We start from the raw sequence: 19,146 nt of genomic DNA, 5'->3' as shown, positions 1-19,146 counted from the left end.
GCGCGCGGAAATTTTCCCACGATCCGTTCCAGATTAGCAAAGACCCGGTAGCGCTTTTCAGCGTGCAACTGGTCAATCGCGTCTTCGAAAAACCGACGATAGTCCATGAATTGCTCCTGTATCATGAACTTACTAGCGTTTTTGCCCGGCAAAATCCATGATGAGAATATGGGCAATTTGCCACGGCTTTGATGAAACTCTAAGCTCTAAATATTGAAGCTGGCGAAAATCATCAAACTGTACCGAAAATACGCAAACGACTCACACCCCCGTCTGGAAAAATGTTCAGGCGCACATGGGTGACCCGATTTGACCCGATCAAACCACTCGCACCGAAATCGTGTACCGCGTCCATTGAGCGTTTCTTTTCCGATAGAATTTCTGGCCAGAACATCGACGATGTGACAACCGATTGTGCCAGGTCTCCGGAGATCTGGCCGAGGTTGCTTGAGAACCCGAGTGGGCTTTGGGGCAAGATCTCCGTCCACAGGGTTGAATCGTTCGGCCGTTGTCGATCCAGCAGGCCTCGATCGAACAGGCCGGCGGAAAATTGCCGGTGAAGTGACTTGTATCGACATCGTAGCCGGAGCTGCCAGCTTTACAACCGCGAAGTCGTGGCCAGGGCCGCGCCTGCGGCGTGATTCCCAGCCGTCCATCCATTTTCCGTGATCATCATATTTGTCTGGAGCAGGGGCATCATAGAGCACGCGGTCCACCGGGGCGAAGAAGTCATCCGTCGCAAAAATGGCCTACGCACCAAGACCGGCTGATGCCAGGTTGATGCGCTTCGCTACGAATTCCGGTCGTGTATCGACGGAAGCGGCCATCCTTGTCCTTCACATCGCCCAAGATTGTTGTTGCATTATAACTACTTCGGCGTCAGCTTTGCACACCTGTTTAAATGCGGCAAGTTGCGTGCGGAATGGCACAATAGGAGATTGAGGGGCTGTGGCTATGACAGTGCTTGTGACCGGTGGTGCCGGGTATATCGGCAGCCATATGGTCTGGGAATTGCTTGATGCAGGGGAATCCGTCGTTGTCCTTGATCGGTTGTCCACCGGTTTTGACTGGGCGGTTCCCACTGAAGCGAAGCTGATAGTGGGCGATATCGCCGATCAAAGTCTCGTCCGCCACACGATCGAACGCAACTATGTTGATGCGGTCATTCATTTTGCTGGATCGGTCGTCGTCCCGGACTCCGTCCGGGACCCGTTGGCCTACTACGAAAACAACACGTCCAAGACGCGGTCACTCATCGAGGCTGTCGTCAAATCCGATGTAAAAAACTTCATCTTCTCGTCTACTGCGGCAGTGTACGGCGACGGCGGTATCGAACCTGTTGCCGAGGACACCATACCTCAGCCGCAATCCCCCTATGGCGTTTCGAAGCTCATGACTGAATGGATGTTGCGCGATACCGCCGCCGCGCACGATTTCCGATATACGGCTCTGCGCTATTTCAATGTTGCCGGCGCTGATATCAAGGGACGTACAGGGCAATCAACGCGCGGCGCCACGCATCTGATCAAGGTCGCTTGCGAGACGGCGTTGGGCAAGCGCCGTTTTATGGAAATCTTCGGTCATGACTATCCGACGCCGGATGGAACGTGTGTGCGGGATTATATTCATGTGAACGATCTCGTTGCTGCGCACCGGCTGGCCTTGGACCGTCTTCGCACTGGGGGGAGCAGCATGGTCGCAAATTGCGGCTACGGTCGCGGCTATTCTGTGAAGGAAGTGATCGAGAGTGTCGAACGTGTACACGGAAAGCCCATCGATGCCCGCTTGACGATCGCTCGTCCCGGCGATGCGGCATCGGTCGTTGCTGACAGCACAAAGGCTCGCAATCATCTGGGTTGGGAGCCGAGATACGATAATCTTGATACGATTGTTGAGTCCGCCCTGAATTGGGAGAAGGCGTTGCAGCATCGCAACAGTGGGCGGTAACAGTCAATCCTGCCGGATCCCGGGCCGGTCTTTCAGTACTTGATAGATGTCAATAAACGGCAGGTGCGGCGGACAGCCACATTGTCACAAAAGCTTCAAGTCTAGAAAAAGGGAACCAACTTTACAGAGATGGGGTTTTAGTCTGTGAAGCAAAGTTGGAGTTTGGCAAACATGGACGGTATCGACCGTACCTACGAAAAACAACTGTCACGGATCCTGAGGCGACAAATCTCCCAAGCGTCGTACAGGTCTGCAATACGCGCAGCGGGCGTATACAAGATCGAAGAAACGGTTCCCGAAAGTCTTCTTGATCAACTCAGAAGGCTCGATAAGGTTGAGCGGGCTCAGCGCAAGTAAGGCTGGAGCTGCGTATTCAAAAAACAAAAAGAGGCGGGCCAAAAAGCCCGCCTCTTTCGCGATCAGCGCCTAGCCCTTAGGCGGCAAGCGCCAGGTCGCTTGTTTGATCAAGGGCAGAAGAAATCGCCTTGGCTTCAGCTTCAGGTCCCATCGCAACGCCCTCGATACGAACCACTTCGACATCGGTCATGCCGAGAAAGCCAAGAGCGGTCTTCAGGTAAGGGGTCGCATGGTCGAAAGCAGCAGCCGGACCATCCGAGTACACACCGCCAGATGCGATCACCACATATACTTTCTTATCGGTCACCAGTCCCTTCGGGCCATCGGCGCCATAGCTGAACGTCCTGCCGGCGCGGGCAATATGGTCGATCCAGGCCTTGAGCGTCGAAGAGATGTTGAAGTTGATCATGCCGGTGGCGATGACAACGGCATCAGCGGCAAATAGTTCGTCGACGACCGCGTCCGATACGCCAACAACGCTCTGCTGCTGGACGGAGCGCGACTCTGCGGGTGTGTAGATGCCCGAAGCGTAATCTGCGTCGATATGAGGAAGCGGGTTACTTGCGAGGTCGCGGGTGACAATCTTGGCGCCCGGCGTTTTCGCCTGCAGTTTCTGGGCGAGTTCTGTTGCGACTCGCGTCGAGTGGGAAGCAGCACCGCGAGGGCTCGATGTTACGAGAAGTATAGAAGACATAGCCTAAGTTCCTTCAGTTTGATTTGTCTCGGGAGAGAACAATCCGATGGCTGTAATTTGGTTCTCGACATCCATTTAGAAAACTGGGAAAATATCGATCTAATCCATCTAAATGTTAGATAGGTATTGCCATGCAGCCCAACCCCACGCTCGATCAACTACAGGTCTTTGTCGCTGTAGCGGAGACTGGAAGCTTCTCGGCGGCCGCGCGGCGGCTCAATCGTTCGCAATCAGTCGTCAGCTACACGATTGCCAATCTGGAAGCGCAGCTTGAGTTACAGCTGTTCGAACGCGGCGGCACACGCGAGCCACGCCTGACCGAGGCGGGAAATGCCATGCTGGAAGATGCACGGAGGATGGTCTCTGTCCTGCAGGGCATGAGGTCACGCGCTGAAGGTCTCAAGCATGGCCTGGAGGCCGAAGTGGCCGTGGCAGTTGACGTTTCGCTGCCATCGCCGGTACTGACGTGTGTGCTCAAGGCATTTCAAACTCAGTTCCCGACAGTCAGCCTGCGATTGCATGTTGGGGCACTCGGGATGGTCTGGGACCTCGTTTTGAAAGGGCAGGCGGATTTCGGGATTGGCGGGCCACCGATGCAAGTCCACGACGAGCTTGTATTGGTCCAGGTCGGGCAAACGGCGATGACGCCTGTTGCCGCTCCCGATCACCCGTTGGCCCTTTATGAGGGACCTGTGCCGCTCTCCTTCATTCGCGACCATATCCAACTGGTGATCACCGACCTGAGCGAGCAGACAAAAGGGCGGGACTTTGGTGTGTTTGCCTACAAGACCTGGCGATTGACAGATGTGAGCACCAAGCACGATTTGATGCTGGCCGGCCTGGGCTGGGGTGGGCTGCCGAAGTGGATGGTAAAGGACGACCTTGCCGAGGGAAGGCTGGTGCTCCTCAATCTCGAACCCTATCCGGAGGCCGCCTACCCACTGTTGGCATTGTATCCTGTGGCCAGCCCACTCGGACCGGCTGGCTCCTGGCTGGTCGAACGCTTCAAGCAAGAACTGGAACGATTTGGCTAATCGACGACGATTGTGAATTCAAGGCGAATAGTGCTTGCTCTAAATGTCATGACGTCATATCGTTTAGGGATGATGTGGCATGAAAAGGAACTCGTGGGCGGAGCAGCGCCAATGTGGTCGCAAATCGCGGAGCGATTACGGCGCGCGATTGAAGACGGAAATTTCAAGCCGGGTGAGGTCTTGCCCGGAGAGGCGGAACTAAACAGGCGATTTGGCGTGAGCCGGACAACGTCGCGCGCGGCCCTCGACCATCTTGAGACGGCAGGATTGATTACGCGCAAATCGGGTCGCGGATCGATTGTGAATGAACATCGTGTTGAACGCCCACTGAATTGCCTGTCTTCATTCTCCGAAGATATGCATGCCCGGGGCTTGAAACCCAGCTACAGCACCCGATCTGTCCAGCTCACAATGGCCAGCGCTGCCGTTGCAGCAGAACTGAACATCACACCAAATTCCCCTGTTCTGGAGATCGACCGCACTCTGCTCGCAGATGCCAGCCCGATGGCAACGTCGCTGACCTACCTCGTCCCGAAAGTGTTCGAGCGAAGCGGGTTGCCGACAGTCGCCGATCTGGACGGCGGGTCGCTCTATGCCTGGCTCAAGGAGGCTGCGAGCATTGTCCTGGCAGGCGGGCACGAACGGATCGAAGGGGCCATCGCCGATGCGGCAACGTCGCGAAGCCTTGGATTGAAACGGCCCGCTCCGGTGCTGGTTTGTTACCGCACCTCGTGGAGTGTGGCAAATGATCCTGTCGAGTTCGTCACTTTGCGCTACCGGGCGGACCGATACAGTTTTCGCGTTGGGCTGGTCCGGCCATGACGCGCTAGTATCCAGATATGCATTTAACGGAGCAACCTCTCCAAAACGAATGCGCGATGCGCAGGAAAGCTTAGTTATGAATACCGTTTCACAACCGAAATCCATCTACCGCACCAAGCCGAACGCCATCCAGGAAATCTTTGGCCGACGTAAGGCCGTCATCGGTGTGATCCATTCGCTGCCCCTGCCAGGCTCGCCAAACTACGACGGAGATTCCATGGACGACATCGTCACCTTTGCAGTGGCGGAAGCTGTCCGCTATCGGGACGGTGGTGTCGATGGGCTGATCGTCGAGAATCATGGCGATATTCCTTTCGCCAAGCCAAATCATCTCGGTCCAGAAACCGCTGCCGCCATGGCTGTTATGACGGACGCAGTTCGCCGCCATAGCGGTTTGCCTATCGGGGTCAATATCCTCGCCAACGGGGCGGTCCAGGCGATCGCCGTTGCCAAGGCCGCCGGGGCTGCATTCGTGCGGGTCAATCAATGGTCGAACGCCTATGTCGCCAATGAAGGGCTCATGGATGGCCCTGCCGGGGAGGCTGCGCGCTATCGGGCGTGGTTGCGTGCGAAATCAGTGCGCATTTTCGCAGATGTGCATGTCAAGCATGGCGCGCATGCGATCACGGGCGACCGAACCATCACCGAACTGGCGCGCGACAATGAGTTCTTCGACGCAGACGTTGCCATCGCCACGGGCCAGCGGACGGGCGACTCGGCGACGATGGAGGAACTGCAGACCATCGCCTCGGGTACCTCTCTGCCGGTCGCGGTCGGCTCGGGGGTTACCCCAGACAATATTGGTGACATTTTCACCGTAGCGGACGCCGTCATTGTTGCGAGTTGGCTGAAGCATGAGGGCGCCTGGTGGAACCCGGTCGATCCCGAAAGGTTGCACGTGTTCATGCAGGCAGTCAAAAGAGCGCGAAACTGACATGGGGCGCGTCCTCGTTCTCGGCAATGCCGGGCTCGATCTGACCCTCCGGCTGCCGCGACTGCCGTTGAAGGGTGAGACCCTGCTCGGTGACAGCACTGGCCGCGCGCCTGGCGGCAAGGGTCTCAATCAGGCGGTGGCCGGCGTACGGACGGGCGTTCCGGTTGTGTTTCACACACCGGTTGGACACGATGCTCAGGCCGAAGAAATCGAGGCGGCGCTGAAGGCGGAAGGCTTTGCCGGGCTTGAATTGCACCGCATGCCCAATGCCAGCGATTTTTCGTTGCTGATGGTGCTGCCAGACGGCGAAAACAGCATAGCGAGCGCGGGAAGTTGCGCAGCGGCGTTCACGGCGGCAATGGCCCAAACTGTCGGCGCAACAGCGGTACCCGGCGATGTCATGGTAGTGCAGGGCAATCTGACGAGTGCGAGCACCGAGGCCACTCTGATTGAGGCATCGGACCGCGGCGCAATCACGCTGTTCAATCCTGCGCCACTCTGGTGGGATGTCGACCCGCTATTGCCATACTGCGATATCGTCGTCGTCAACCGGGGGGAAGCTCAGACCATCACCGGCCGTTCCGAGCCCGCGGAAGCTGCCGCCGACCTGTGTGATCGGGGCGCAAGGTTTGCCGTCGTCACGCTTGGAGCGGATGGATGCCTCACGCTTGATGGCGGCAGACTTCACCAATATCCGGCGCCGGTGATTGAGGCCGTGGACACAACTGGCTGCGGCGACACGTTTTGCGGCGTGCTTGCGGCAATGCTGGCCGGAGGCCGCGATCGCGAGGCAGCTGTCGCTCTTGCTCAACGCGCCGCTGCTTTGACGGCGCAACGCCCGGGTGCCTTCGCAGCCTTGCCGAACCGCGCGGAATTTGCTGCGTTGGTTGCACTATACGATGCGGGCCAGTAGCGGCAGGCGCGGACAGCAACGCGGCAGGCGTCGTGATGTCGGCTAGCGCTAAAACTCGTATCCGAATTTTTCGAGATCACGGGCCCATATCTGCTCGACCAGCTTGCGCTCGACCGGCGTATAGTAATCCTGGTAGGGACCGCGCTGGCTGGCATTCTTGCGGGCAAGTTTCGGGGACACTGGCAGGTCCAGCCGGGTGACGATATCGGCGAACGCCTCTTCCATCTGTTCGAAGCGGTAGACCTGGTCGACCAGCAATTGACCGCCGTAATCGCACAGCATCGCACTTTGGTCCCGCGGACGCCACGACGCGCGACGGCGCTCCATGCGCAGGAAATCGGCGAAACTCTGCGACTGCGCATCTTTGTGTCGGTGGTGGTCGCCCTCGCCGCGAACGAAGGCGTATCGGGAGACAGCGAGGTCGTAAGGATTGCGCACCAACCCGAATTTGAAAGCGCCGTCGAAGAAGGTGCGCGGCAGTTTTAGTTTTGCCCAGCGGATCGAGGCATGCGGGCCGAACTGAGCGTCCATACTCTCTTGGATTGGCAGATGCGACAGCAGCCGCCGCCATTGGCCGCGGGCTTTCCGCACAGCATAGGGGCGCAAAGCCTGCTTCAACGCCTGGCCACCAGTCTTGGCAACGTGAACGAAGATGAAGTTCTTCTCGACCGAAACGTACATTCACCACCTTCTTAGAGGGCTGCCTGCTAGCCGATTGAACCAGCCTGTAATCCTTGACCTGAGAATGTCCCAAAGTTTGTTGAACTACAGCGAACGCTACGCGGCCAGCCAATTTCATGTCTTCCCGCCCATGCTCAATCACCCATTGTGCAACAGAAATGGAATAGCCCCTTAAAAGTCAATTACTTTGAATGTTTTCAAGGGGATGGGATGGTGCTGCGAGAGAGGATTGAACTCTCGACCTCTCCATTACCAATGGAGTGCTCTACCACTGAGCTACCGCAGCCGATTTGCGAACGCGGCGGACTTCTGCCATATCATTACCGAAATCGCAAGCAAGCAATCGTAATCTGCGCTGCAAATTATGTGCAATGGCGCTAAACGCTGGTTCTAACAGCTGAAATGGCGCCAAAAATTCTCGGAGTTTGGAAGACAGCTTATGACTTCGTCGTCGAAAAGCCCGAATCTGGAGCAAATCAACCGCGAGAAGCGTCGCTCGGAACAATTGCGTGCGAATCTCGCGCGGCGAAAGCAGCAATTGCGCTCGCGCCGGGCGGGTAGTGCCGACGAACGCGACGAGGGAATTGTTGCAGCTGCCGAAAAACCTTCCGATTCCTCCCAAGAGGAATCATGAAAGACCCAAAATCGGGTCATAAGCCTTTCTTGAACCATTCCGTGGGATGGTTTACAGCAACCGGCTCTGCAAAGGGTCTCAACGACAGGACGGGTACTTTCCCGCGAAAGTGACACAATATGGATCGCATCAAGATTGTTGGCGGTAATAAGCTCAATGGCGTCATTCCCATTTCGGGTGCCAAAAATGCGGCCTTGCCGTTGATGATCGCGTCGCTCCTGACGGACGATACGCTGACGCTGGAAAATGTGCCGCATCTGGCCGACGTCGAACAACTCATCCGCATTCTCGGCAATCATGGGGTCGATTATTCCGTCAATGGCCGCCGCGAACGCCAGGATGGCGCCTATTCGCGAACCATCCATTTCACCGCTCGCAATATTGTCGATACGACCGCGCCCTATGAGCTGGTCTCCAGGATGCGCGCAAGTTTCTGGGTCATTGGCCCGCTTTTGGCGCGCATGGGTGTGGCTACGGTTTCGCTGCCAGGCGGATGTGCGATCGGTACCCGTCCGGTTGATCTGTTCATCGACGGCCTGCGCGTGCTCGGCGCTGACATCGAGATTGAGAACGGCTATGTCAAGGCCAGCGCCAAGGGCGGCCTTGTCGGCAACCGCTACACCTTCCCGAAGATTTCAGTCGGCGCCACCCATGTGTTAATGATGGCGGCGACCCTTGCCAAAGGCGAGACTATCCTCGAAAACGCCGCGCAGGAACCGGAAGTTGTCAATCTTGCCGACTGCCTCAACGCCATGGGCGCAAGGGTTCGAGGTGCGGGTACGCCGACAATCACGATCGAGGGCGTCACCAGCCTTTCGGGGGCACGCGTTCGCGTCATTCCGGATCGCATCGAGACAGGTACCTACGCCATGGCTGTGGCCATGACAGGTGGCGACGTCATTCTCGAAGGTGCCGACGGCAACCTCCTGAGCGCCGCTTTGGTAACGCTCGGCCAGGCGGGTGCGGAAATTTCCGAGACCAACTCCGGCCTGCGTGTTGTTCGCAACGGCCATGGCATCATGCCGGTCGATGTAACGACGCAACCTTTCCCCGGCTTCCCCACGGACCTTCAGGCGCAGTTCATGGGGCTGATGACCAAGGCAAAGGGAACATCGCATATCACCGAGACGATCTTCGAAAACCGCTTCATGCATGTGCAGGAGCTGGCGCGTCTTGGCGCCAGGATTTCCCTTTCGGGCCAGACTGCCAAGATTGAAGGCGTCGAACGCCTGAAGGGCGCTCCGGTCATGGCGACTGACTTGCGTGCTTCGGTGTCGCTCGTAATCGCCGGCTTGGCCGCTGAAGGAGAGACCACCGTAAACCGCGTCTATCATCTCGATCGCGGGTTTGAGCGTCTTGAGGAAAAGCTGACACGCTGCGGCGCAGTCGTTGAACGCATCAGTGACTGAGAGGGTCGCGCGGTTCGGTCAAGCCGGCATATAACAGTTGCCTGTCAGCCCTTGGCTCACGTGGCTGGGACAGAGTTGAGCTTCTTGTAATACTCATCCAGTTTGGAGTGTGGTTGCGCTCATCCCTTTGTTCTGGCGATGTCGGTCAACACCAGATTGCGATTGCGGAGCGCCTCGATCTCAACCCGTTCCGGGGACTTCGGATCCATCAAGAAAAGTGCCGGCCAGAACAGAACAGCGCCAGTTACACCAAACACGATGTTCTTTGCGTCTGCGCCGCTTTTCTCTTTGTTGATCGCAATGACCGAACTCTCATTGGCTTCGAACTCGCGCGCAACGCCAGCGCAATCGAATTGGGAATCGGTGCATTGGTCGTGGCAATTGGATGCGGCTCCCGTCCCGCACAGGCAGAAATGATCACAATCCCGCAAAAGCTGCCAATGGAAAGAACGCGCGAAATCTCTTCGAGTGAAAACTGAAAAAACGTGCTTTGAATACCGCCTGAAATACAAAAAGGAAATTGGAATAGTTGGAAAATATGGAATTCAAAAACCGTCTCGGCCACGCATCCTTCCACCATCATCCGATTCTACCAAGAGTATAATTCCATTTGTCTGCACTTTCCTCTAACAGGGAAGTGAACGTTGTGCCCAAGGGGCACCGCGACACCCGGTAAGTTGTTCAAAAGGGTATACATGGATACGCTGAAGCTCATCGCGCTTGATGAGGAAGACCTGCAAATTCTTTCCGCACATCTCCAGGATGCTGTTCTGAAGGTGGGTGATATCGAGTATCTGGCCGCCGAGAAAAAGCTCGTTCTCGGCGCCAATCGCTTTGTCTGGGAGTTGGCGGCCGACGGCAAGCGCCGCCGCAGCTTTGAACGCCGCCGTTCGGCATTGCTTTTCGACCGTGTCGGCAAAGTCCAGGTCACGGGCATCGACCGGCGTCACACCAACGATATCCTTGCGCTTCTGACAATCAGTTTCATTGTCACAGATGCGCCCTCTGGTTTCATCGAACTGACATTTGCCGCCGGCAAGGCGCTGCGGCTGGAAGTCGAGGCCATCGAGGCGCAATTGACCGATCTCGGGCCAGCATGGGAGACATCGTTCAAACCAGAGCATGAAGACTAGGAGCATGTAACGTGGCATCTGTGCTGAGGCAGTCCGATCCCGATTTTGAGCAGCGATTTTCCGCATTTCTTGCGACCAAACGCGAAGTGTCGGAGGATGTCGACCGCGCGGTCGCCGACATTATTCATCGGGTTCGGTCCGAGGGTGATAAGGCTTTGATCGACTACTCAAAAGCGTTCGATCGGGTCGATCTGGTCCAGCATGGCATAGCAATTACACCTGCCGAGATCGACGCCGCGGTCGCTTCTGCACCCGCCGCAACTGTCGAGGCGCTGAAACTGGCGCGGGATCGCATTCACTCGCATCACGCGCGGCAGGTGCCTCAGGACGATCGGTACACCGACGCGCTGGGTGTCGAGCTTGGCTCGCACTGGACGGCCGTTGAATCGGTTGGGCTCTATGTGCCGGGTGGCACCGCGAGTTATCCAAGTTCCGTTCTGATGAACGCTGTTCCGGCACAGGTTGCAGGCGTAGAACGCATCGTCATGGTCGTTCCGTCGCCGGACGGCAGACTGAATCCGCTTGTGCTGGTTGCAGCCCGCCTCGCCGGTGTCTCCGAGATCTATCGTGTCGGCGGGGCGCAGGCGATTGCAGCGCTGGCCTATGGCACCGAGACAATCGCGCCGGTCGCAAAGATTGTCGGACCAGGCAATGCCTATGTCGCGGCAGCAAAGCGTCGGGTATTCGGCACGGTGGGGATCGACATGATCGCCGGCCCGTCCGAGGTCCTTATCGTAGCCGATAGCGACAATGATCCCGACTGGATCGCCGCTGACCTTCTGGCACAGGCGGAACACGACAGTGCGGCGCAGTCGATCCTGATTACAGATGACGAAGGCTTTGGCAACGCCGTGGTCAGTGCCGTCGAACGCCAATTGCAGACGCTTCCACGGACAGCGACCGCAAGCGCGAGTTGGCGTGATTATGGTGCGGTGATTTTGGTGCAGGATCTCGACGCCTCGTTGCCGTTAGTCAATCGCATTGCTGCCGAGCATCTGGAGATCGCAACGGCTGATCCAGAGCGGCTTCTGGCCGGCGTGCGTAACGCGGGGGCGATTTTCCTCGGTCGTTATACACCCGAAGTGATCGGCGACTATGTGGGCGGGTCCAACCATGTTTTGCCGACGGCACGATCGGCTCGTTTTTCGTCCGGCCTTTCAGTGCTTGACTATGTGAAGCGAACCTCCATCCTGAAGCTGGGTGTAGAACAGCTGCGCGCACTGGGTCCGGCGGCCATTGAATTGGCCCGTGCCGAAGGACTTGATGCGCACGGCAATTCGGTCGCGATTCGGTTGAACCTATAGGAAGATAATGACAGCAACGGGCGATACCGATGCACGGCTGATCGATGTAGAGCTGGACGAGACCATCGGCCGTTCGACGCCGGATGTCGAGCATGAGCGCGCCGTCGCAATTTTCGACCTGATTGAGGAAAACACCTTCCGTCCCGTGAACGATGAGGGCGCGGGACCCTATCGCCTCAAGCTTTCACTCATCGAATCGCGTCTCATCTTTGCTGTTGCCCGTGAAAATGGCGACGATGTCGTCACACACATTCTCTCGCTGACGCCGTTGCGCAAGGTTGTGAAGGACTACTTCCTGATATGTGAAAGCTATTACGAAGCCATCCGCGCCTCGAGTCCAAGCAAGATCGAAGCCATTGATATGGGTCGCAGGGGATTGCACAACGAAGGCTCGCAGGCATTGATGGACCGATTGAGCGGCAAGATCGATGTTGATTTCGACACGGCGCGCCGTCTCTTCACATTGGTATGTGTGCTTCATTGGCGGGGATAGGCGAACCCATGCAGGTTGAGCCAGAGAAAGCCCGGGACGACCAGGAGGCCGCCAAAGCGGCAATACCGAGCGCGGTCTTGTTCATTTGCGGCATGAATTCCATTCGCTCGCCTATTGCCGAGACATTGGCACGCAGTCTGCTGCCGTCGACAGTCTATATTGCCTCGGCGGGTGTAGAGAAAGGCGAGCCGGATCATTTTGTCGATGAGGTGCTTGCGGAGATTGGGCTGAAACGAATCTCGGCCCTTCCCAAGACATTCGACGAGCTCGAAGATCATTATTTCGACTTGATCATTACATTGTCGCCCAAGGCGCACCATATGGCACTGGAGTTGACCAGAACGACCTCAGTACATGTGGAATACTGGCCAACACCCGATCCCACACTTGTCCGCGGCCGTCGCAGCCAGATATTGGATGCCTATCGCGATGTTCGTGAGCATCTGAGACGTCACATTCAGGAACGTTTCGGACAACCGTTCTGAGCGTCCAACAAATGCGGCGCATTTGCATCGAACTCCCTTGTTCACAAATGGTGCGCAATACTATAGGTTCCGCCCAAAATTGCGGTCGAGCACGGCCACAAATTGCCTCATCGGAGATAGAACTACGCATGGCGAAAGAAGAAGTACTGGAGTTTCCTGGCCTCGTGACGGAGCTGTTGCCCAACGCGATGTTCCGGGTAAAGCTTGAAAATGATCATGAAATTATTGCTCATACCGCTGGCCGCATGCGCAAAAATCGCATTCGCGTTCTCGCTGGCGACAAGGTCCTCGTCGAAATGACACCCTACGATCTGACCAAGGGTCGTATCACCTACCGTTTCAAATAATCAGCTCCGCGTCCCTCCGCAGGAATTGTTTTCATGAGCGATCAGCACAAATTCGTTCTTGCATCGGGCTCGCCGCGGCGTCTCGCGCTGTTGAGCCAGATCGGCATTGAGCCGGATCGCCTTTTTCCTGCGGATGTGGATGAAACGCCTCTGCGCGCGGAACATCCGCGCTCGCTGGCGCGCCGCCTTTCGCGGCTGAAAGCCGAGAAGATTGCCGAAGAGCTGAAGGGCGATGCTGATTTGGGCGAGTCTTATATCGTCGCGGCCGATACGGTCGTTGCCGTAGGGCGGAGAATTTTGCCGAAGGCGGAAATCCTCGACGATGCGACGGCCTGCCTGCGGCTGCTTTCCGGCCGTTCGCACCGCGTCTATACCGGATTGTGCCTGATTACGCCCAAAGGTAAGCTGCGTCAGGATCTGATCGAAACCCGCGTTCGCTTCAAACGGCTTTCGCGCGAAGAGCTGGAGAGTTATCTTGCCTCCGGTGAATGGCGCGGCAAGGCTGGCGGCTACGCAATCCAGGGACTCGCGGGCGGCTTCGTCGTCAAGCTGGTCGGCTCCTACAGCAATGTCGTTGGCTTGCCGCTCTACGAAACCGCGAGCCTTTTGCATGGTGAAGGCTATCCGGTCTATGCCAACTGGCAGGCTTCAAAGCACTGAACAGGACTACCCCATTGACTGACGAAAAGAAAAGCACGGGATCGGTAACGCCTCTGCGGCCGACCCGGCCTTGCCCGGAATGCAAGCGTCCCTCGCAACGCGAACATTACCCGTTCTGCTCGGCGCGCTGCCGCAACATTGATCTTAACCGGTGGCTGACTGGTGCCTATGTGCTACCGGCAGTCGAAAGCGCTGACGACAGCGACCAGGACGCGGACAATTAGAGCTTGATCACCCGCGGGGTTGCGGGTTGTGAGAGTACGATGCTGATGGCGCGTAATGCGCTTACGCTGTTGGCGAGCGGCATGACCTTCGAAGACTTTTCGCCCGTTCTTATCGCGTCCATCACCGCCATGGCCTCGAATTGCAGGCCGTTTCCCTCAAACGGGTATTCCTCGCCCTTTCTTCCGGGAACCGGAAGCCGATCGAGGATTGTCCCGACAATGCCAACCGCTCCCGGCAGCGGTCCAAAGGGTGGCCTCTGTGAGAAGCCGCGATAGCTTGTCAGCCTCGTCGCCTTCAGGAAAGGCGCGTTCAATCGCAGTGCCCCATTGGTTCCCTCAATAACGAAGTGATTTGCACCGTCCCGGTCGAATCCGCAGGAAAGTTGTGCTTCCACGCCATCATAGTGGAGCGTGATATCCGAGCGCATATCCACTCCATTGGGAGCCGCATGCCACAGACCCGAAACCTTCTGTGGCTGACCGAGGAAATGCATGGCAAGCGACACGCAATAGATCCCGAGATCGAGACTGGCACCGCCGCCGAGCGACCGGCTGAAGAAGCGGCTCTCCGGCTCGTATTCCCGCGCATGGGCAAGCTCGGCTGTAATCTTGCGGATCGTGCCGATCTCTCCCGCATCGATTTTGGCCTTGGCCGCGACGACAGCCGGCAGAAACAACGTCCAAAGCGCTTCCATGGCAAAGACATTCACCCGTGAAGCTTCGCGCTGGATGACGGAGGCTTCGGTGTGGGACGGGGCGAGGGGCTTTTCCGTCAGGATTGCCTTGCCGGACCTCACCGCCTTCAGAGCCTGAGCCAGATGCAGCGAATTGGGCGTGGCGATATAAACCGCATCGATGGCCGGATCGGCCATGAAGGAATCAAGATCGGAATAGGCACGCCGGCTACCGAATGCTTCACGAAAGTTTTCGGCTTTGGCCAAGGTGCGGGAGTGATTGGCGGTAAGCACCGCATTGGGAACGAGTGCAAGATCTGACGCGAATCGCTGGGCAATTTCCCCGCTGCCAATAATTCCCCAGCCAAAAGTCTCACTCTTGGCCGCTTTCTCCCCCATTTCATTCATGCGATGCGAATCCCGTCTCCAACACACCCAACAACGCATCAATGCATGCCCTTTGCAAGAGGCAGAAAAACGGCAAAAAATTCGCGAGTTGATGCTGGACAGTACGATTTTTAGTGTTATAACCCACGCGCTTCTGACGGAAAGCCAAGCCGTCGCCAAGGCTTGCCGGATAACGGAAACGCCGTTGAAGTGCCCAGATAGCTCAGTTGGTAGAGCAGCGGATTGAAAATCCGCGTGTCCGTGGTTCGAATCCGCGTCTGGGCACCACTCCCCTTCCAGATTCCTTGCATTCAGCCCTTACCTTCTGAATTTGTCCCACCGTCTTGTTTGCCGAAGGCTTGAAGACACCGAAATTCAACTTGCCTTCGGCGCCGCTGCATTGTGTTATCGCCGCGGCGATAATTATTTTGATCGAATGTGGAGGGCCTTTCGCCAGCCCTTTGTTGGAGAACTGGATGCGAACGTCTTTGGCTGCATTACTCGTGTTGATTTTGGCCGGTTGCCAAACCTCCCCGGATGGTATGACAAATCCGGGTGATCTTGAGCAAGCGCATGATGCGGAATGCCGGTCATTCGGCGTCCAGCCCGGCTCAACCCAGTACGATCAATGCCGCGAAACGCTCGCTACAGACGCTGCAAACGAAGCGCGGCGGCGCCAGGCTGCACCGCCCGGGACGTCGATACCGGGGTAGTAATGCCTTCACCATCTGCCACCGCCGGATATCCACATACCGAATTCGATTGAGTTGACCGAAGCGGGGCTGCCTCGGCATTATCGTAGGACACATACGAAGCGCTGACACTTTGGTTGATTCGCCTGGTGCGGACGGTCAGCACAATAATTCGCCACGTGATGAGCGATATGATAAAACAGGTGTTTGCTCGGATGTGCATCTGCAAGGAGGCGGGAACATGGGGATGTTCGGATTTTCGACGAGAAGCCTCGGGCGGGACCGAGAGACCGATTTTTCGCGCTTCACACGCATGCAGACGACACTCGGCCAGGTGCTTGCCGAAATCGAACGCGAAAAGGCCGGGTTGCGCAAGCGATTTACCGACACATCTGCGGATGCAGCCCTCACGCTGGAAGCAATGTCAGGCCAGAACGACACCAATGCCTACGAATCGCGTCTGGATGACCTGACGGTTTCAATTCAGGGTTACGAACAGCGTATCATGTTTCTTGATACGCAGCTGGAGTTCGTCGAGGGGATTCTCGGCAGCATCGGCTCGTTTGTTCGAGAGCACAGGTTGATGGGCAATAACAGCTAGGGAAGCAGGCTGTTCAGTACAAACATAGTTTCCGAGGGAAACAAAACAAGCTTCTGTTGAATACTTGCGTCCATAGTAATTTGCGTTCGGGAGGTATGCTCCCGACACTTTCATAGATCGCTGACAACTCAGCTTAACGGCAGCACCTTGTTTCAACGAAGGTGTGCTCAAAGTTTGTTTGCGCGCTTTTTTTGGAGGGAGCAAAACGCATGAAAAGCAGTGGCGCTGTTAATGCCAATTTATTAGACTTTTGTATAACATACCCTATAGAGAACTACTTAAAGCTATAGTAGAGTTAAATTGCATGGTGCATAAAAATAATGAATTCGCAGGAACTGAATACGTAAAAATCAAATAAAATCCAAGGTTTAGAACGAATGAAGCTGGCGGTTTTTGGAGAGGCAACTGTTAGTCTGGGCGGGCAACTGGTCCCGCGCGTACCCGCGAATTTTTTGCGGATCGTGGTCTACCTGCTACTGGAAAATGAAAACCATTCCGTTTCGCGTGGTAAGCTCTCGCAAATCTTCTGGTCCGACACCGATCAGGCCCACGCTTCCATGAACCTGCGCCAGAGCCTGGCGCGCATCCGCAAGTTCCAGGAACAGTACGGATTGAACCTCATCGAGGGCGATGCAACCTACGTTTATCTGAACCTGTCGCAGGTCAAGTCCGAGCTGCTTCGCATCGATCTGCTCGACTACATCAACTACGCGCGCAAGGGAGATATCGAGTCCGTCCTCGGCCTGTGCGATATCTATGCCGGCGATCTCCTCGGCCAGAACGAACCGCAGAATTCCGATTTCGACGAATGGCTGGATGTGGAGCGCGTCAGGTTGCGCGACGATCTGATCACCATGCTATTGGGGATGGTCAACAAGCCCGTCGGCGTCAGCATCGATGAAAAGCGCCAATGCGCCCGCAAGCTGATCGAGATAGATCCCTATCAGGAAGTCGGCTATCGCACATTGATGCAGACCGCATCGCAGCTCGGGCTGATTGCCAAGGTTGAGCGCACCTTCCGCGAATGCACGAAGAAGTTGCGTGATGACTTGGATGTGGAGCCCGAAGAAGAGACCATTGAGCTCTATCAGCAACTCCTGCCCAAGCTTTCGCCAGCAACAACGCGCGGGCTCATAATACCGGCGCAGCCAATCAGCCCGCTGCAGGGCAACGGCACGGAAATCCAGCTGCCACATTCGATACGTGCTGCAACCCAGATTGAACAGAACAAAGAGGCCGGGCTGCCGAGGGTGATGGTGCTCTATATGCCACGCAATCCGGCCGATCCGATGGAACAGCTCGCGGCCTCGCTGGTCGACGATATCACCATCGGCCTTTGCCGCCTGCGCACGCTCTCGGTCGTTGCACCCTATACGTCGAAAAGAGTGGTGACGGAGTCGACTGTAGATAACTTTTCAGGGCTAAACGTGCAGTTCGGTGTCAATTATGCTGTCGACAGCAAGATCGTGCGCCGCGACGGCTTTTGCTTTCTGTCGGTTAAGCTCATCGACGTTGCCACCCAGGAAATCGTCTGGGCCGAGAAACAGAAATTCGACTATGTTCTGCCCGAACAGCAATACAGGCAGCTGTCGATCCGCATCATCCTGTCCGTCGTTTCGGTTATCGAAAAATCGGAACTCGATCGTTACAACAAGCTGTTCCAGGACCCGAATGCCTACTATTGGTATCTGATCGGCAAGAGGGATTTCGAAAAGCTTGATCTGGGGAAATTGCGCCAGGCACGGCAATCTTTCAAGAATGCTCTTACCGCCTCGCCGGATTTTGTGCCGGCGCTCAGCGGTATCGCACGAACCATGCAACGAGAATGGCTTGTAAAAGCGCGAAGCGAGAAGGATATCTTGCTTGAAGGCGAGCAGATTGCCAAGAGGGCGGCGCCAGCCGATCCGGACGACGAGCGACCCCTGCGCGAACTCGGTACAATCAGCATGTACCTGGGCAAATTTGATGAGAGCCTGGAATATTTCGACCAAGGCGAGGCGATAAATCCACAACACGCTGATCTTCTGGCCGATTATGCCGATGCGTTGACGCACTATGGAGCACTCGATCAGGCACTTGAGAAGATTCGTCAAGCGATCGCTCACAATCCGCTTGCGCCGGACTATTATTATTGGGTTGGCGGTGGCGCATTGCATAACCTTGAACGGCATTCCGAAGCTATTGCCCTGCTCGAACAGATGCAAAATCCTCGCGTGGCGTCCCGTCTTATGGCGGCCTGCTGGGCCATGTTGGGAGAGCGGGAAAAGGCCAATGAGTTCAGGACTTATGCGCTCGAGGATAATCCGAATTTTCGTATCGATGACTGGATAAAAGGATTGGGCGTCAGACTGCCTGAACAACGACAAAGATACGAAGCATCGCTGCGACAAGCAGGGTTCCAGTAATCTTAAATTTCTCAACAGAAGGACTACAGCATGGCGAAGTATTTCATTATCGGTGAGACCGGAAGCGATGAACTATGGCTGATCGATGTGGATAAGCGTAGCGCAGAGCCGCTGACACAAGCTTCAAATGCAGCCAACGCTGATATTATTCAGATTATCAATAAGGCACGAAAGAACGGTATTGCCACGACGAAGGGCGTAACCATTGCTATCGCCACCAATAGTCGCTCAGATATCCAGGCTCAAATGTTCTCAGAAGATCCCGTGGGGAGTAAAAAATAAATAAAAATATTTGCTGAAATTGATGACAATGCGA

General features: G+C 56.3%; 23 protein-coding genes, 2 tRNA genes and 1 pseudogene. 19 read left to right on the top strand and 7 right to left on the bottom strand.

Annotation, left to right across the window (positions count from 1 at the left end):
- Nucleotides 1–232: 232 nt before the first annotated feature.
- Together CU102_RS30935 and CU102_RS02725 are read right to left on the bottom strand one after the other, a co-directional pair.
- Nucleotides 233–355 carry a hypothetical protein gene (locus CU102_RS30935; protein WP_245520328.1) on the bottom strand — a complete coding sequence of 41 codons (123 nt, stop codon included), beginning with the start codon at nt 353–355 and terminating at the stop codon, nt 233–235.
- 99 nt (nt 356–454) lie between these two features.
- Nucleotides 455–827: pseudogene (locus tag CU102_RS02725) on the bottom strand (allantoicase); the annotation flags it as partial.
- A gap of 127 nt (nt 828–954) precedes the next feature.
- On the opposite strand from CU102_RS02725, the gene galE reads away from it, so the two are divergent.
- Nucleotides 955–1,947, top strand: a complete 993-nt coding sequence (gene galE, locus CU102_RS02720) for a UDP-glucose 4-epimerase GalE (protein ID WP_106709391.1) — start codon at nt 955–957, stop codon at nt 1,945–1,947.
- A gap of 433 nt (nt 1,948–2,380) precedes the next feature.
- Here galE and CU102_RS02710 read toward each other — a convergent pair whose 3' ends face one another.
- The gene (locus CU102_RS02710) at nt 2,381–2,998 is read right to left on the bottom strand and encodes an FMN-dependent NADH-azoreductase (RefSeq protein ID WP_106709389.1); all 618 of its coding nucleotides are present in this window, start codon (nt 2,996–2,998) and stop codon (nt 2,381–2,383) included.
- A gap of 131 nt (nt 2,999–3,129) precedes the next feature.
- Here CU102_RS02710 and CU102_RS02705 point away from each other — a divergent pair, with 131 nt between their 5' ends.
- The 4 genes from CU102_RS02705 to CU102_RS02690 all read left to right on the top strand — a co-directional run bounded on the left by CU102_RS02705 (nt 3,130) and on the right by CU102_RS02690 (nt 6,701).
- Nucleotides 3,130–4,032 (top strand): LysR family transcriptional regulator, encoded by a 903-nt coding sequence (locus CU102_RS02705; protein WP_106709388.1) that lies wholly within the window; start codon nt 3,130–3,132, stop codon nt 4,030–4,032.
- Nucleotides 4,033–4,143: 111 nt separating this feature from the next.
- Nucleotides 4,144–4,854 (top strand): GntR family transcriptional regulator, encoded by a 711-nt coding sequence (locus tag CU102_RS02700; protein ID WP_166648281.1) that lies wholly within the window; start codon nt 4,144–4,146, stop codon nt 4,852–4,854.
- A 76-nt stretch (nt 4,855–4,930) separates the two neighbouring features.
- A complete protein-coding gene (locus CU102_RS02695; RefSeq protein ID WP_106709457.1) occupies nt 4,931–5,788 on the top strand; it encodes a BtpA/SgcQ family protein in 858 nt (285 codons plus the stop codon).
- 1 nt (nt 5,789) lies between these two features.
- Entirely contained in the window at nt 5,790–6,701 is a 912-nt protein-coding gene (locus tag CU102_RS02690; protein WP_166648282.1) for a PfkB family carbohydrate kinase, read from the top strand.
- Between the two features lie 48 nt (nt 6,702–6,749).
- Here CU102_RS02690 and CU102_RS02685 read toward each other — a convergent pair whose 3' ends face one another.
- Both CU102_RS02685 and CU102_RS02680 read right to left on the bottom strand, forming a co-directional pair.
- Nucleotides 6,750–7,382, bottom strand: coding sequence for a sulfotransferase family 2 domain-containing protein (locus tag CU102_RS02685; protein ID WP_106709385.1), 633 nt, complete (start codon nt 7,380–7,382; stop codon nt 6,750–6,752).
- 211 nt (nt 7,383–7,593) lie between these two features.
- Nucleotides 7,594–7,668, bottom strand: a tRNA-Thr gene (locus CU102_RS02680).
- A gap of 153 nt (nt 7,669–7,821) precedes the next feature.
- On the opposite strand from CU102_RS02680, the gene CU102_RS02675 reads away from it, so the two are divergent.
- Together CU102_RS02675 and murA are read left to right on the top strand one after the other, a co-directional pair.
- A complete protein-coding gene (locus CU102_RS02675) occupies nt 7,822–8,016 on the top strand; it encodes a hypothetical protein (protein ID WP_106709384.1) in 195 nt (64 codons plus the stop codon).
- Nucleotides 8,017–8,135: 119 nt separating this feature from the next.
- Nucleotides 8,136–9,425 carry a UDP-N-acetylglucosamine 1-carboxyvinyltransferase gene (gene murA, locus CU102_RS02670; RefSeq protein ID WP_106709383.1) on the top strand — a complete coding sequence of 430 codons (1,290 nt, stop codon included), beginning with the start codon at nt 8,136–8,138 and terminating at the stop codon, nt 9,423–9,425.
- Between the two features lie 244 nt (nt 9,426–9,669).
- Here the strand turns inward: murA and CU102_RS29340 are convergent, their stop codons facing one another.
- Nucleotides 9,670–9,990: a hypothetical protein gene (locus tag CU102_RS29340; protein WP_133624349.1), complete on the bottom strand. Its 321-nt coding sequence runs from the start codon at nt 9,988–9,990 to the stop codon at nt 9,670–9,672.
- 130 nt (nt 9,991–10,120) lie between these two features.
- On the opposite strand from CU102_RS29340, the gene CU102_RS02660 reads away from it, so the two are divergent.
- From CU102_RS02660 to yacG, 7 genes are all read left to right on the top strand, one after another.
- Nucleotides 10,121–10,558, top strand: coding sequence for a DUF2948 family protein (locus tag CU102_RS02660; protein WP_106709381.1), 438 nt, complete (start codon nt 10,121–10,123; stop codon nt 10,556–10,558).
- Nucleotides 10,559–10,569: 11 nt separating this feature from the next.
- Nucleotides 10,570–11,862, top strand: a complete 1,293-nt coding sequence (hisD, locus tag CU102_RS02655; RefSeq protein WP_106709380.1) for a histidinol dehydrogenase — start codon at nt 10,570–10,572, stop codon at nt 11,860–11,862.
- A 7-nt stretch (nt 11,863–11,869) separates the two neighbouring features.
- Nucleotides 11,870–12,355, top strand: coding sequence for a UPF0262 family protein (locus CU102_RS02650; RefSeq protein ID WP_106709379.1), 486 nt, complete (start codon nt 11,870–11,872; stop codon nt 12,353–12,355).
- Nucleotides 12,356–12,363: 8 nt separating this feature from the next.
- A complete protein-coding gene (locus CU102_RS02645) occupies nt 12,364–12,840 on the top strand; it encodes an arsenate-mycothiol transferase ArsC (RefSeq protein ID WP_245425124.1) in 477 nt (158 codons plus the stop codon).
- 128 nt (nt 12,841–12,968) lie between these two features.
- Nucleotides 12,969–13,187, top strand: coding sequence for a translation initiation factor IF-1 (gene infA / locus CU102_RS02640; protein ID WP_008122731.1), 219 nt, complete (start codon nt 12,969–12,971; stop codon nt 13,185–13,187).
- Between the two features lie 33 nt (nt 13,188–13,220).
- Nucleotides 13,221–13,847 (top strand): Maf-like protein, encoded by a 627-nt coding sequence (locus tag CU102_RS02635; RefSeq protein ID WP_106709377.1) that lies wholly within the window; start codon nt 13,221–13,223, stop codon nt 13,845–13,847.
- A 14-nt stretch (nt 13,848–13,861) separates the two neighbouring features.
- Nucleotides 13,862–14,071, top strand: coding sequence for a DNA gyrase inhibitor YacG (gene yacG, locus CU102_RS02630; RefSeq protein ID WP_106709376.1), 210 nt, complete (start codon nt 13,862–13,864; stop codon nt 14,069–14,071).
- On the opposite strand, the gene CU102_RS02625 is transcribed toward yacG, so the two are convergent.
- Nucleotides 14,068–15,153, bottom strand: coding sequence for a Gfo/Idh/MocA family protein (locus CU102_RS02625; protein WP_166648283.1), 1,086 nt, complete (start codon nt 15,151–15,153; stop codon nt 14,068–14,070). The two genes, yacG and CU102_RS02625, sit on opposite strands and share 4 nt — an antisense overlap.
- A 191-nt stretch (nt 15,154–15,344) precedes the next feature.
- Between CU102_RS02625 and CU102_RS02620 the strand changes: the two genes are divergently transcribed.
- The 5 genes from CU102_RS02620 (at nt 15,345) to CU102_RS02600 (ending at nt 19,112) form a co-directional block, all read left to right on the top strand.
- Nucleotides 15,345–15,420, top strand: a tRNA-Phe gene (locus tag CU102_RS02620).
- A gap of 188 nt (nt 15,421–15,608) precedes the next feature.
- On the top strand, nt 15,609–15,845 hold the full coding sequence (locus tag CU102_RS29335) for a hypothetical protein (protein ID WP_133624351.1): 237 nt from the start codon (nt 15,609–15,611) through the stop codon (nt 15,843–15,845).
- 220 nt (nt 15,846–16,065) lie between these two features.
- Nucleotides 16,066–16,425 carry a hypothetical protein gene (locus CU102_RS02610; RefSeq protein WP_106709373.1) on the top strand — a complete coding sequence of 120 codons (360 nt, stop codon included), beginning with the start codon at nt 16,066–16,068 and terminating at the stop codon, nt 16,423–16,425.
- 377 nt (nt 16,426–16,802) lie between these two features.
- On the top strand, nt 16,803–18,830 hold the full coding sequence (locus tag CU102_RS02605) for an AfsR/SARP family transcriptional regulator (RefSeq protein WP_106709372.1): 2,028 nt from the start codon (nt 16,803–16,805) through the stop codon (nt 18,828–18,830).
- A gap of 30 nt (nt 18,831–18,860) precedes the next feature.
- Entirely contained in the window at nt 18,861–19,112 is a 252-nt protein-coding gene (locus tag CU102_RS02600; protein ID WP_106709371.1) for a hypothetical protein, read from the top strand.
- Nucleotides 19,113–19,146: the final 34 nt, after the last annotated feature.

Origin of the sequence: Phyllobacterium brassicacearum, assembly GCF_003010955.1 — a bacterium.
GTDB lineage: Bacteria > Pseudomonadota > Alphaproteobacteria > Rhizobiales > Rhizobiaceae > Phyllobacterium > Phyllobacterium brassicacearum.
Note: the sequence above shows the minus strand (reverse complement) of the source record. Positions and strands in the feature narration are given on the sequence as shown.